The organism is Brevundimonas sp. RM1 (assembly GCF_052907225.1).
Genome location: NZ_JBRERY010000012.1, coordinates 1 through 14,999 on the forward strand (window position 1 = coordinate 1; position 14,999 = coordinate 14,999).

Sequence of the window (14,999 nt, forward strand, 5' to 3'; positions counted from 1 at the left end):
GCTTCGCTGAGGATCGTGGAAGACTACCACGTTGATAGGCCAGGTGTGGAAGCGCGGTGACGTGTGAAGCTTACTGGTACTAATAATCCGATCGGCTTGATCGTTTCTCAGCAAAACTCATTCGATCTTACTTGTCGAAATCATAGACAATATCTTCTCATTCATGTGTGTCGGGTTGACCTGGTGGCTCTGTCGGAGGTTCCCCACCCGATCCCATTCCGAACTCGGTCGTTAAGACCTCCAGAGCCGATGGTACTTCGTCTTAAGGCGCGGGAGAGTAGGTCGCCGCCGGGTCTACCCGACACACATGAATGACTTCTCGAACCTTCTTCCTTTACTCACCGCCTTGCCGCGGGATGGAGCAGCCCGGTAGCTCGTCAGGCTCATAACCTGAAGGTCGCAGGTTCAAATCCTGCTCCCGCACCCAAGCTTAAAAAGCCCCGATGGCATACGCCTCGGGGCTTTCTGCTGTATGCGCCCGAAGCAACGGGTGCGGCAATGGCCTGCGAGCCTCATTGCTGACCGCCGGTTCGGTAACTTTCTCAAGCAGAACCGGGCAAGTGCAAAATTGTAAATCTTTGTGAAATCAATAACTTAATTAAAATTCAAGCGTGACCGTAGACGTCATTTGGCGCTAACAGGGCGGCTCATTCGACCTGTCGGGGGCGATGAAGCGCAATGGTGGCGCGGAGCGGCGAAAGCCGGTTCGCAAGCTGGGCTCGTCCATGGGCCCGGCGCAATGCTGCATGGTCGCACTGGATCGCTCTCCGATTTTCCTGTCGAACGGGAGAGCCGAGACGTGTTGCAACTGTTGAACTCCTTCAAGCGCGTGGCGCTGCGCATGGCGCGGATCCTGGCGCCTCTGGCCTTGACGGGGGCGGCCGGCGTTGCGGCGGCGGCGGATCTTCAGGTTTCCGACTACACCTGGTCGCCCGATCCTGTTGCGAACGGCGCGCAGACTAGCTTCACCATACGTGTGACGAACAATGGGCCAGGGTCGGTCGGCGACGCTGTCGTGACCGTCGCGGTCCCCTCGCACTTCGCGGTGCGGCCGGGCGATCTGCCGTCCTATTGCGGCCTGACGGGTGCTGTCGGGAGCCAGACGTTGACGTGCGCCTTGCCGACTCTGGCGGCTGGGGATTTCAGCTTCGGCTTTGCCGCTGACGCGGTGGCGACGGGATCGCGCACGTCCACGGCGACGATCGCCAGCGACACCAATGTCGACAGCAACCCGCTCAACGACACGCTCGTGGTCTCGCCAGCGGTTCAGGCGGGGGCGGATCTCTCTGTCCTCAAGGATGACGGGGAGTCGGACGGCTCCATCCCCGGCGGCGGAATCCTGACCTACACCCTCAACGTCACGAACAGCGGCCCGGACGCCACCGGCGCTATTCGGCTGATCGACAACCTGCCGGCGGCCAGCGATTTCGAATTCATGTCCGCTAGCGGCAGCCACTGGACCTGCGGCCACTCCGCCGGAATCGTGACGTGCGACTACACCGGACCGTCGACCATGGGGGCGTTGCCGCCGGTGAAGGTGACGGGGCGGGTGCTGGCGAGCGGCGGCACCATCACCAACAACGCCTTCGTCGAGCTGACCAGCCCGACGGTTTTGGACCCGGCGCCGAACGACAACACTGCGCCTCCGGTCATCACGACGATTGAACCGGGCGCGGACCTCGTTGCGCAAAAGTCCATGGCGTCGACCATTATCCGGGGCGACAGCACGACCATCACCTTAGGCGTGCGAAACCTGGGACCGTTGACGGTGACCGGTGCGCTGATCGTCGATGAGATCGCGCCGGAGTTCGAGATCGGCTCGCTTCCCGCCGGCTGTTCGGCCGTGGGGCAGACGGTCACCTGCGTCGCGGGCGGCCTGTCTGTCGGCCAGGGCCAGAATTTCCAGATTCCCGTGACCGCGATCGCCGCGACGTCGGGCTCGGTCGTCAATTCGGTCAAGGTGACGCCGCCAGCCGGGGTGACGGATCCTGTGGGCGGCAACGACACGGCCAGCGCCGGCTACCGCATCGCCGAACCGAGCTCGGATCTGAGCGTCGCCAAGACCAAGGGGCCGAACCCGGTGGCGGCCGGCGAGATCATGACCAGCGCCATCAGCGTCCGCAACAACGGGCCGTCTGTTCTTAACTATAGTCCCGCCAACCCGCTCCGGATCACCGACACGGTAACGGCGGATGAGACCTATGTGTCAGCGGATGCGCCTTGGGTCTGTTCGCAGACCGGGCTTGAGATCGTCTGTGAACTGGCGGGGCCGGGATCTCTGGTGGTGGGCGCGGACGCCGTTCTGTCGCTGAAGACGAGGGCGGGCAGCGGCATCGACCTGGACCTGTCCAACCGGGCCTGCACGGGCGCGACGGGGGGCTCGACGGCCACGCCCTCAGACCCCAATGTCGATAATGACTGCGCCACGGCGGGTTCGCGCTCGACGCCGAACGCCGCTGACCTGTCGATCGTCAAGGAGGTCGGCCTCAGCCCTACAGGCCCGTGGTCACAGACGCCGGACCTGCCGGTCGCCGTCACGGACAACGCCTTCTATATTCGCTTCACGGTCAGCAACCTGGGCGGCGATGTCGCGCGCACCGTGGTCGTCACCGACGACCTGCCGAACTTCATCAATGGCGGCGGCTTTATCACGGGCTTCGGCGTGGCGTCGGCTTCGCAGGGCGCGCCCGCCTATACGGCCTCGAACGGCCGTATCAGTTGGACCGTGACCGACCTGGCCGCTGGCGAGAGCGAAAGCGCCGTGGTGCGCATCGGTCGACCGGTTGAAAGCGGCCGCTTCGACAACGTCGCCCGCGTGACTTCGCCGGACACGACTGAGCTCAATCTGGCGAACAACCAGTCGACGGCCGCCTATGACATCGCGCCGATCACGGACATCACCCTGAACGCCAAGACCATCGCGCCCAACCCGGCGCAGGTGGGCGTGGTGGCGACCTACACCATCAGCGTGCGCGGCCTGGGGCCGAACCCGGCCGCGAGCGTGGTGGTCAAGGACGTCATCGATCCGGCGCGGTTTGAACTGATCGGGCCGCCGACCACGACCAAGAGCGGGGCCACGTGCGTCAAGACCGATGCGAACGGCGAGATCACCTGTGACATGGGGACGATCAACCGCGGCCAGACCTATCAGATCAGGCAGGAGGTCCGGGCCCGCTTCCCCTTCGGCGGCGCCACCTCCGGCTTCCCGATCAGTCACGTCAACACGGCGACGGTGACGACGACCACGACGGAATCGAACACGAGCAACAACAGCGTGGAACTGCCTCACGACGTGTCCGCTCCGATCATGGACCTGGCCGTCACCAAGCAGGAGCCGAGCGCCGCCTTTGATCCGATGCCTTTCGGCTCGGAACTGGTCTATGATCTGCGCGCCTCCAACTTCGGCCCGTCGCGCGCGGGCAATATCGTCATTACGGACATTCCCGCTCCGCCGGCCGGCTACACGATGAGCCTGTCGCGGTTCGAGGTGAACCCTGTGGGCGCCAACAGCGGCCTGACCCTTTACACGCCCCCGGCTCCGGCCTGCGTGACGGTCGGCGCCAACATCGAATGCCGCCTGCACGGGACCGATCCGGCGCTGAACTATCTGGACGAGCGTCGCCAGGTCGTTTTCCGCCTGCATATGGCGGTGACGGGCCCGGCGCCGACCGGGCCCATGACCTTCTCCAACAGCGCCGAGATCGTGTCGCGGGAGCAGGACAATACGACGGTGAGCCAGGCTGACCGCGAGCTGGCCAACAATACGGCGGTCCAGACGACGACGGTCCTGCCTGCGACGGATCTCGAGGTGGTCAGCAAGACCCGCGTCACGGATTCCCCGGTTCAGATCAGCCAGCCGGTCGAGTATCGCATCGTGGTGCGCAACAACGGCGTCTCGCCGACGACCCAGGTGCGCGTCACCGACCAATTGCCCAGCGGCTGGACCCGTGTGGGCGGCGAGACCGTCACGACTAGCGGTTCGGCGGCCGTTTCGGCGATGAATTGCTCGGGCACGAGCACCGTCCTGTGCGTGCTGGACGGCCTGTTCCCCGGCAACGGCGACGTCGTGACCCTGACTGTGTTCGCTAAGGCGGCCTATCCCTACGCCGGCGCGCTGGATGCGAATCTGATCAATACGGCTCGCATCGCTCCTGGGCGGGACGGCGATGGCGTGGAGATCAGCCGCGACACCGATCCGAACAACAACTCCAAGACCGAGACGACCCGTGTCGCCCAGTCCTCGATCGCGGGCGTGGTCTATCGCGACGACAATCTGAACGATGTGGTCGACAGCGGCGAAGGCATGGGCGGAGTCCGTCTGACGCTGACCGGAACCGATGCCTTCGGCAACGCCGTCACGGCGCGCGCCACGGATACGAACGCGACGGGCGCCTTCGTCTTCGATCGCCTGCCTGAAGGCGTCTACCAGATCGTGGAGACCCAGCCTGCTGGCGTATTCGATCGCAATGAGACCGTCGGCTCGGCGGGGGGCGTAGTGAACAACGCCGCTTACGGCAGCACGCCGGCGACTAACGTCATCGCGGACATTAACCTGCCCGCCGTCACTCAGGCGACGGGATATCTGTTCCAGGAGATCGGCGCCGCTCGGGTGTCGGGCTACGTCTATCGCGACGTGAACAACAACGGTTTGCGCGACGCGGGCGAGTCGGGTTTCGCGCCCGGCGACTTCGCCTCGACGCCGCATATCCGTCTGACGGGCGCTGACTATGCGGGCGGGGCGGTGAATCTGACCGCGTCGGTCGACGCCGACGGTCATTACGTCTTCAACTCCGTGCCGCCTTCGGGTGCGGCGGAGTACACGATCACGCAGCTGATCCAGCCAAATGGCGCGTCCGACGGCCTGGACGCCAACGGCGCGGGCGGCGTGATCCCCGGCTCCAGCGGTCGTCCGGCGCCGGAAGGCTTCGGCATCGGTCTCGTGGCGCCCAGCGCCGATCTGACCGAGCGCAACTTCGGCGAATTGCCGACCTCGACGCTGGGCGGCATGGTCTTCCTCGACCCGGACGCCGATGCGACGCGCGCGACGACGGAAACGACCGGCCTGGCCGGAGCGATCGTCCGACTGAGCGGGACCAACGACCTGGGGCAGGCGGTGGATTGCTCCATCACCACTACGGCCACGGGCCTGTACCGCTTCCCGAACGCAGCGGACGCCTCGCCGATCTGCCAGGTGCTGCGTCCCGGCGACTATCAGCTGGCGATCACGCCCGCGCCGGGTCTGACTCATACGGGCGCCTATGTCGGCGCCCTGGGCGGGACGTCGAACGGCGTGGCGGGGCCGAATGCGGCCTCGCCCGGCCTGACGGCGGTCAGCATCAGCGACGTCGTCGTCGTCGCCGGCTCGACCGCCTCCAACTATGACTTCGGCGGTACGGGCCAGGGGTTGAGCGGCTATGTCTATATCGATCGCGACGCCAGCGGCGTCCGCGATGCGGGCGAGGCCGGGATTCCGGGCGTGACCATGACCCTGTCGGGCGCGACGGCGAACGGTCAGAACGTCTGCGATCTGGCTGACTGCACGGCCGTCACCGATGCGACGGGCGGCTTTATCTTCCTAGGCGTTCCGGGGTCGGACGCGATCGGCTACACCCTGACCGAGCAGGCCCAGAACACGCCGCCCCTGTCGAACTTCTTCGATGGTCAGGAAGGCGTGGGCAGCGTCGGCGGCGAGGTCGGAAACGACGTCATCCGCGGCATCGTCCTGCCGACCGGCGGCCTAGGGGCCAACTACGCCTTCGGCGAACTGCCGGGCTCGCTGGCCGGCGGCGTCTTCATCGACGCCAATGACGACGGCGCGCGCCAACCCGGCGAGACCGCCGTGTCGGGCGTGACCGTCATCCTGTCGGGCGTGACGGCGGACGGTCAGGACATCTGCGCCTGGCGCGCGGCGCTCGACCCGGCCCAGACCTGCGTCGTCGTTACAGACGCGGGCGGCGCCTATCGGTTCGATGATCTGCCGAAGGGAACCTACGCCCTGACGGAAAGCCAGCCGACCCAGTTCGCCGACGGCCGTGAAGGCGTGGGCAGCGTCGGCGGCGTGGCGCCCAATACGGTGTTCGACGCCTCTGCGGCGGCCAACGCCATCACCGCCATCACGCTGGAGGCGGGCCAGAAGGGCGTGGACTATGTCTTCGGCGAACGCGCGGTGGTCATCACCGGCACGGTCTACAAGGATCCGCAGCGTGACGGCGTGAACGGCGGCGGCGAGCCTCCGATTCCCGGTGTGACGATCGAACTGGTCAAGGACGGCGTGGTCATCGCCACGACGACGACCGGACCGGACGGAACCTACAGCTTCATCGACCTGCCCGGCGGCGACTACACGGTCCGCGAGATCCAGCCCGACGGCTACGGCTCATCGACGCCCAATGAGGTGGCGGTGAATCTGACGCCGGGCGCCGCCCAGGTCGTGGACTTCGGCGAGACGGTCAGCAGCATCGCGGGCCATGTCTTCGTCGACGCCAATGACGACGGCGTGCGCCAGGCGGGCGAGGCCTCGATCGCGGGCGTGATCGTGACCCTGACGGGGACGGACGCGGCCGGTGAATCGGTCACGCGCACGGCGACGACGGACGCGACGGGCGAGTGGCGCATCGACGACCTGCTGGCTGGAAACTACCAACTGACGGAGGCCCAGCCTGAAGGCTTCGCCGACGGTCGCGATAGCGCGGGCTCGGTCGGCGGTCTGGTTGAGGTCGACGGCGATCGTATCCACGGCATCGTCCTTCCGACGGGCGTGGACGCGACCGACTACGCCTTTGGCGAGCGGGGGCAAGGGCTGAACGGCACGGTCTATGTGGACGTGAACCTGGACGGCTCCAATGGGGCTGGGGACCGTCCTCTGGAAGGCGTGGTGGTCGAACTGCGCAAGCCCTCGGGCGAACTGGTGGCCACGACGACCACCGGCCCGGACGGTTCCTACAGCTTCGGCGACATTCGCGGCGGCGACTACGTCGTGGTCGAGATTCAGCCGGAAGGTTACGGCGAGGGACCGGAGAACCCCTCCAATCGCGTGCCTGTGACCATCCGCCCCGATCAGACGCCTCCCACCGTCGACTTCGGCGAGCGGACAGGGGCGCTGTCGGGTCTGACCTACAACGACACCAACAACAACGGCGTCCACGACGCGAACGAGCCTGTAATCGGCGGCGTCACCCTGACGCTGACGGGAACGGATGCGCGCGGCGAAAGCGTCACCCGCACAGTCGTCTCAGGGCCCGATGGAGCCTATCGCTTCACCGATCTGCCGGGCGGCGCCTATACGGTCACGGAGACCCAGCCGGATGGCTATGACGACGGTCTCGACACGCCCGGCACGTCCGGCGGTCTGTCGGACGGCGGCGACGTCATCTCCGGCATCGTCCTGGCTCCCGCAGCCGAGGCGACCGGCTATCTGTTCGGCGAGCGCGGCGCGGATGCGGCCATCTCCGGCTCGGTCTGGATGGACGCCGACCATGACCGCGCACGCGGCGGCGGTGAGGCCCCTCAGTCCGACTGGACCGTGGAGCTGTTCCTGAATGGTGTGCTGATGGACACGGTCCGTACCGGCGCTGACGGCGGGTACGCCTTCACCGGCGTGGCGCCCGGCTCGGGCTATGCGGTTCGCTTCCGCCATCCGCAGAACAATGCGGCCTACGGCGGCGCACGTCCGAACGAAACCGGCGCGACCTTCGTCGACGGCGTCGTCTCGGCCTCGAACGCGGGCGGCGCGACGCTGAAGGATCGCGAACTGACGGGCGTCACCCTGCAGCCCGGCGCGACCGTGCCGCAGCAGTCCTTGCCGCTGGATCCCTGGGGCGTCGTCTATGACGCTGTCCGCCGGACCCCGGTGCAGGGCGCGGTGGTCGAGATCAATGGTCCCGCCGGCTTCGATCCGGCCCAGCATCTGCTGGGCGGCTCGGGCTCCGCGCGCCAGACCGTCGACGCCCTCGGGTTGTATTACTTCCAACTGCTCAATGCGGCTCCGGCGGGCGTCTACACCCTGTCTGTGACGCCGCCCAACGGCAGCTACAACCCGATCCAGCCGTCCAGCATCCTGCCGCCATGCGTCGGGCCGCTGACGGTCCATGCGACGCCGGACCCCATGCTGGTCTCGACCAGCAACGGGCCCCCGCCCGTCGGTACGGCCGAGACCTGCGCCACCGGCACGATGACGACCGGCTATGTCCTGTCGCTGAACCTGACGCCGGGCGTCTCGGCCAATGTCGTCAACAACAACATTCCTTTGGACCCGATCCTGGAGGGGGCGATCGAAGTCACCAAGACGACCCCGATGGTCAACGTCGTGCGCGGCGGTCTGGTCCCTTACGTCATCACGGCCCGCAATACGCTGGCCGGGACGGTGCCGGGCGTGACTCTGACTGATCGCACGCCGGCCGGCTTCCGCTATCGCGAGGGCAGCGCTCGCATCGACGGCGCGGCGGTCGAGCCGATCCAGAACGGCCGCCTGCTGACCTGGAACGACCTGACCTTCGCGGCGGGCGAGACCAAGCGACTGGAGCTGATCCTGGTGGTCGGTTCGGGCGTGGTCGAGGGCGAGCACACCAACGTCGCCTTTGCGGTGAACCCGATCGTCGATCAGGTCATCTCCAACCTGGCCGAGGCCACGGTGCGGATGATCCCCGACCCCGACTTCGACTGCACCGACATCCTGGGCAAGGTGTTCGACGACCGGAACGGCAACGGCGTTCAGGACGACGGCGAACCGGGTCTGCCGGGGGTGCGTCTGGCGACCGCGCGCGGTCTGCTGATCACCACGGACGCCGAGGGCCGGTATCACATCACCTGCCCGATGATTCCGAACGAGGACCGCGGCTCCAACTTCATCGTGAAGCTGGACGACCGAACCCTGCCGACGGGCTACCGCGTCACCTCGGGCAATCCGGAAACGGTGCGCCTGACGCGCGGCAAGTTCGCCCGCCTGAACTTCGGCGCCGGCCTGCACCGCGTGGTCCGTCTGGACCTGAACGGCGAGGCCTTCGACGGCGAGGCTCTGCGTCCGGAGTTCGAACAGCAGTTCGAGAGCCTGATCGCGACCCTGACCGAGCGTCCTTCGGTTCTGCGTCTGGCCTATGCCTCGCGCGGCGAGGATGCGGACCTGATCAAGGACCGCGTCGCCCAGGTCCGTCGTCGCCTCCAGGACCGCTGGAACGACGAGCGCGGCCGCTACCGACTGGTCGTCGAAGAGGAGACCGTCGTCCTGTCCACCCCTCGTGAGGGAGGCGTGCAATGATCCGCGCGTCGAACAAACTGCTGACCGCCCTGCTGATGGGCGGGTCAGCCATCGCCCTCGCGACGGGCGTCCAGGCCCAGGACGCCGTCGCTAACGATCGCAAGGTCTATTGCGGACGCGACACCGACCGTCCCTGCGGTCCGGTGGCGGACGATGCGGCGCTGGAGCGTCGCGGCGTCGGCTCCAACCTGGAAGCGGCGGATCGCGGGGCGGCCGGGCCGTTCCGCGTCAGCATCGACGGGGAAGGGGAGGGCGGCGACGATCTGCGCGCCGATCGCCAGCGCCGTCAGGACATAGCCCTGGCTGGATCAGATGTGCGGGTTCAGGCCACGGCCTTCGACGTGCGTCCGGTGCTCAGCATCGTCGCCGACCAGCCTGTGATCCGCGCCGGCGACGCCGTGCGCTTCTTCACCCTCAGCAACTATGCGGCCTATATTGATCGCGCCGAGGTTCGCATCTTCCGCGCCGATCAGAGCGTCGAGGAGACGCCTCTGACCGTCATTCCGGTGCGTCTGGGCGAGCCGGTGCTGTGGACGACCGAGCGTGATCAACCGGGTGAGCATCGCTATCGCTATGTGTTGCGCGTCTATGACGCCGAGGGACGCTACGACCAGACTTCGGCCCTGACGCTGGACGTGACCCATGCGGTGAATGTCGCCAAGCCGGACATCCACGCAGGGCCTCTGTTCGAGAACATGCGCGTCGTCGACGCCATCTCGGTCAAGGGCGCCGCCGTCACCCTCAGCGGCGAGGTCGAGGACGCTGCAACCCGCGTCACCGCCTTCGGGACCGTGGTTCCGGTCGACCGCACGGGCCGCTTCATGGTCCAGCAGATCGTCCCTGCCGACACCGCCGCCGTCGCCGTTCAGGTGGCGCGTCCCGGTCAGGCCCCGGTCGATCTGGTGCGCGAGATCGTCCTGCCGCGCACCGACCGCTTCTTCGTCGGCATCGCCGACATCACGGCGGGCAGCCGCAGCTTCGACGCCGCCAAGCATGAACTGCTGGGCGATGCGGGCGGTCACCGCAACGACTTCGTCGACGGCCGTCTGGCCTTCTACTTCAAGGGCGTGGTGAAGAACGACTGGCGCCTGACTGCCTCGGCCGACACCGGTGAGCAGCCGCTGAAGAGCCTGTTCGACGGCTTCCTGGAAAAAGACCCGCGCTCGCTGCTGCGCCGCATCGACCCGGAGATGCACTATCCGGTCTATGGCGACGACTCGGTCACGGTCGAGGACGCCCCGACCTATGGCCGCTTCTATGTGCGGGCCGAGAATGAGAACACCGACGCCATGTGGGGCGTGTTTCAGAGTCGTCTGGGCGGCAATGAGCTGATCCGTCACCAGCGGACCCTTTACGGCGCCAATCTGGACTGGCGCAGCGATGCGGTGACCGCGACCGGCGAGCGTCGCACCGAGGTCACCGCCTTCGCCGCCGACCCCGGCACAGTGGCCAGCCGTGAGGACTTCGCCTCGACCGGGGGGTCGGTCTACTTCTTCCGCAACCGCGACATCGCGCCGGGCTCGGAGCGGGTCTTCCTGGAAGTTCGCGACAAGGATTCCGGCCTGGTGCTGGAGCGTCAGGAACTGATCGCCGCCCGCGACTATGAGGTGAACTACCTTCAGGGCCGGGTCGTCATGCGCAACCCGCCGCCGATGACGGCGGACGCCAACAGCTTCGTGTCTCAGTCGTCGCTGGCTGGGAACCCGGTCTGGGTGGTGGCCACTTATGAGTACTCGCCGGGCCTGACCCGTCCTGAGGCCTTCACCACGGGCGGCCGGGCGCAGCACTGGCTGAACGATCGTCTTCGCGTGGCGGGCAGCGCCTATCACCAGGGCGAGGATCAGGCGTCGCAGGATCTGTTCGGCGCCGACCTGCTGTACCAGCACGCGCCCAACAGCTTCGTGAAGCTGGAGTTCGCCCAGGCCGACGGGCCCGGCGACGGCGCCTTCCTGTCGTCCACCGGCGGCTATGACTTCACCAAGGTCCAGACCGAGGCGGACAAGGCCAACGCCGTCAGCCTGACCTTCGCCGGTCAGCTGGACGAACTGGGACTGGAGCGCGACGGGCGCTTCGGCGGCTACTGGAAGACGCGCGAGGCCGGCTTCTCGGCCCCCGGCGAGCTGACCTTTGGCGAGACCTTGGATCAGTACGGCGGCGTCTTCGACATGGCGCTCAGCGACACGGTTCGCCTTCAGGCCAAGGGCGACGTCACCGATGGCCGCCTGACCGAGCGCCACGCGGTCGAGGTCGGCCTGCGTCGCGAAACGGCGGCGGGCTGGTTCGGCTCGATCGGCGTCCGTTCGGACAAGCAGCAGGGCCAGCGCACGCCCTACAGCCCGCTGTACGTGCCGCCGCCTAGCGAGGGCACGCGGACCGACGCGGCCGTCTCGGTCGGCTACCGCCACACGCCGAACCCTGAGATCCCGAACGTCGAACAGCGCGACGCCCCCTGGGCCGTCTGGACCTTTGCCCAGGCGACGCTGGACCACGACGGTGGCCGGGAATCGAACGACCGCTTCGGCCTCGGCGGCGAATATCAGGTCCACGACCGGCTCAGGTTCAAGGGCGAGGTCTCGGACGGCGACATGGACTTCGGCGCCGATGTGCGGGCCGACTTCGCCATGACGGATCGCGGCAGCCTCTATCTGGGCTACGCCCTGGCCGGCGAGAACCCGGACGCCATGACCGGCGGTCGCCTGGGTCGCCTGACCGGCGGCGCGCGTCAGCAGATGGGCGAGAAGACCAGCGTCTTCGCCGAACAACGCTATGACCACGGCGACGGCCCGACAGGCTGGACCCAGGCCTATGGCGTGGACTTCAGCCCCATCGAGGCCTGGACCTTCGGCGCCCGCTACGAGACCGGCTCTCTGGCGGACGCCCTGGGTCAGGAGATCGACCGCATGGCCATCGGCGCCACAGCCGACTATGGCAGCGACCGCCTGCGCTGGGCCTCGGCGCTCGAATACCGCAAGGACGAGGGCGACACGGTCGGCGAGCGCACCACGGTCGCCACCCGCAACCAGGTCACTTACAAGGCCACGCCGTCGCTGCGCCTGTTCGCCAAGGCCAACATCTCCCTGTCCAACTCGGATCAGGCGATGGCCATGAACGCTGACTATTACGAGCTGGCGCTGGCCGGGGCCTATCGCCCGGTCGACAACGACCGGCTGAACCTGCTGGCCAAGTACACCTATCTGGCCGACCTGCCGTCGCCGGCCCAGGTGGACGCCTTGGGTCAGTCGCTGGACTACGCCCAGCGCAGCCACATCGCCGCGATCGACGGCACCTATCAGGTCACGCCGCGTCTGGCGGTCGGGGCCAAGGTCGCCTGGCGCCTGGGCGAACTGCGCGCCTCGCGTGATGAAAGCGCGCCCTGGTTCGACAGCGAGGCGGTCTTCTGGGCCGTGCGCGCCGACTATCAGATCGTCCGCCGCTGGGACGTCCTGGTCGAGGTGCGCGAGCTGTCGATCAAGGAGGCTCACGACAGCCGTCTGGGCGCTTTGGTCGGGGTCTATCGCCATTTCGGCGATCACGTGAAGCTGGGCCTAGGCTACAACTTCACCGACTACTCCGATGATCTGGGCGACCTCAGCTATGACGAACGCGGTTGGTTCGTGAACCTGATCGGCAAGTTCTAAGGCGATAGGGTCGCCCGGAGTGGAAGCGCAGGCTTCGGCTCCGGGGCCTTGTCGCAAACCGACGTCAACATAGAAGATCATCTGTCGAGCGATGTTCCGCCAAACTTTTGTCGCTGAAACTTGGCCGGACCGCCGTGGAAATGTGCGCGGATCATGATGGAGCCGCCCTAGTTTTCAGCGTCATCGCAGACGGGGGCTGACGGGCATGAAGTTCGCTATTTCACCACGGGCGATCGCGCCTCTGACGATTGCGGGTTTGGCGCTGGCGACGGCGGTTCTGATTGCAGTCGTCCCCGGCCAGGCGCAGGCCGCCGAGGCGCTCCAGGCCGCGCACCGCCTGCTGTGACGCTGGCCGGAACGGCTGGGGCCTAAGGTCGTTCTGCCAGATGTCGCCTGCTGAGATCGCTGACCCGGAGCTTGATCCGGCGAGATCGGCTGCGCCGTCATGGGCGCTTTACCGACCCGTCAGAGCAGTTGTCTTTTCAGCGACAGGGACGGTTGCAATTTCACGCCTCTGGTCCATCTCATAAGCCAAGCTCGGCTGTGGGTGACGCGGCGGGCGGCAGAGGAGACAGGCGATGACCCAACAGAAATCAGGCTCCACGACGGGCGCAGGCGCTCCGGCGGTCAGTGATCGGAACTCGCTTACCGTCGGGCCGAACGGGCCCGTGGTGCTGCACGACGTGCACTTCCTGGAGCAGATGGCGCACTTCAACCGCGAGAAGGTTCCCGAGCGCCAGCCCCATGCCAAGGGCTCGGGCGCGTTCGGCGTGTTCGAAACCACGCACGACGTCTCGGCCTATACGAAGGCCTCGCTGTTCCAGCCCGGCGCGAAGACCGAAATGCTGGCGCGCTTCTCGACCGTGGCGGGCGAGCAAGGCAGCCCCGACACCTGGCGCGACGTGCGCGGCTTCTCGCTGAAATTCTATACGGACGAGGGCAACTACGACCTGGTCGGCAACAACACCCCGGTCTTCTTCGTGCGCGATCCGATGAAGTTCCCCCACTTCATCCGCAGCCAGAAGCGGCTGCCCGACTCCGGGCTGCGCGACAACCACATGCAGTGGGACTTCTGGACCAACAATCCCGAGTCGGCGCACCAGGTGACCTATCTGATGGGCGTGCGGGGCCTGCCGCGCACCTGGCGTCAGATGAACGGCTACGGCTCGCACACCTATATGTGGATCAACGCCGCGGGCGAGAAATTCTGGGTCAAGTACCACTTCCATACCCGCCAGGGCATGGCCTTCTTCTCCAACGCCGAGGCCGCCGCCATGTCGGGCGCCGACGCCGACTTCCACCGCCGCGACCTGTTCGACGCCATCGCGCGCGGCGAGCATCCGGTCTGGGATCTGTCGGTTCAGGTCATGCCCTACGCCGAGGCGGCGACCTATCGGTTCAACCCCTTCGACCTGACTAAGACCTGGTCGCACAAGGACTATCCGCTGATCCCGGTCGGCGTGATGACGCTGAACCGCAATCCGGAGAACTTCTTCGCCCAGATCGAACAGGCGGCCTTCTCGCCCGGCAACACCGTGCCCGGCATCGGCCTGTCGCCGGACAAGATGCTGCTGGGCCGGGCCTTCGCCTATAACGACGCCCAGCGGAACCGCATCGGGACCAACTTCCACCAGCTGCCGGTGAACCAGCCCAAGGTTCCGGTGAACACCTATATGTTCGACGGGCATATGGCCTATCACCACTCGGGCGCCCAGCCGGTCTATGCGCCCAACAGCGGCGGCCGCATCTGGTCGGACGAGACCGGCCCGGTTCATGACGGCTGGGAGGCCGACGGCGAACTGGTCCGCAGCGCCTATACGCTGCACGCCGAGGACGACGACTTCACCCAGCCGGGTATTCTGGTGCGCGAGGTGTTCAACGACGACCAGCGCGCCCAGTTGGTCGATCAGGTGGCGGGCAGCCTGCTGGGCGGCGTGCGTTCCCCGGTGCTGGAGCGCGCTTTCGACTATTGGAAGAGCATCGACCCGGACGTCGGCGGCCGTATCGAGGCGGCGGTGCGGGCGGGCGGCGCCCCGCGCCCGGCCGAGGGCATGGGCGAAGGCTGACGCCTGACATCCAAGGCCTGAATTGAAGCGCCCCCCGTTCCC

The 14,999-nt window shown here is 66.8% G+C and carries 4 protein-coding genes, 1 tRNA gene and 2 rRNA genes; all 7 read left to right on the forward strand.

Features of this window, described 5'->3' with window-relative positions; all coding sequences use genetic code 11:
• Positions 1-104 (forward strand): 23S ribosomal RNA (locus ACU5AP_RS11590); the annotation flags it as partial.
• A gap of 75 nt (positions 105-179) precedes the next feature.
• Positions 180-294 (forward strand): 5S ribosomal RNA (gene rrf, locus ACU5AP_RS11595).
• Positions 295-350: 56 nt separating this feature from the next.
• Positions 351-427: transfer RNA gene (locus tag ACU5AP_RS11600), tRNA-Met, on the forward strand.
• A 372-nt stretch (positions 428-799) separates the two neighbouring features.
• Entirely contained in the window at positions 800-9,253 is an 8,454-nt protein-coding gene (locus tag ACU5AP_RS11605; RefSeq protein WP_446681265.1) for an SdrD B-like domain-containing protein, read from the forward strand.
• Positions 9,250-12,891: a hypothetical protein gene (locus tag ACU5AP_RS11610; protein WP_446681266.1), complete on the forward strand. Its 3,642-nt coding sequence runs from the start codon at positions 9,250-9,252 to the stop codon at positions 12,889-12,891. The genes ACU5AP_RS11605 and ACU5AP_RS11610 overlap by 4 nt, the downstream gene beginning before the upstream one ends.
• A gap of 205 nt (positions 12,892-13,096) precedes the next feature.
• Complete coding sequence (locus ACU5AP_RS11615; RefSeq protein ID WP_003164223.1) at positions 13,097-13,237, forward strand: hypothetical protein; 141 nt, start codon at positions 13,097-13,099, stop codon at positions 13,235-13,237.
• Positions 13,238-13,469: 232 nt separating this feature from the next.
• The gene (locus ACU5AP_RS11620; protein ID WP_040344677.1) at positions 13,470-14,957 is read left to right on the forward strand and encodes a catalase; all 1,488 of its coding nucleotides are present in this window, start codon (positions 13,470-13,472) and stop codon (positions 14,955-14,957) included.
• Positions 14,958-14,999: the final 42 nt, after the last annotated feature.

Bases quoted from the DNA above. Each gene is read 5' to 3' on its own strand.
- ACU5AP_RS11610 (WP_446681266.1), top strand. From the start codon at position 9,250: ATGATCCGCGCGTCGAACAAACTGCTGACCGCCCTGCTGATGGGCGGG.
- ACU5AP_RS11615 (WP_003164223.1), top strand. From the start codon at position 13,097: ATGAAGTTCGCTATTTCACCACGGGCGATCGCGCCTCTGACGATTGCG.
- ACU5AP_RS11620 (WP_040344677.1), top strand. From the start codon at position 13,470: ATGACCCAACAGAAATCAGGCTCCACGACGGGCGCAGGCGCTCCGGCG.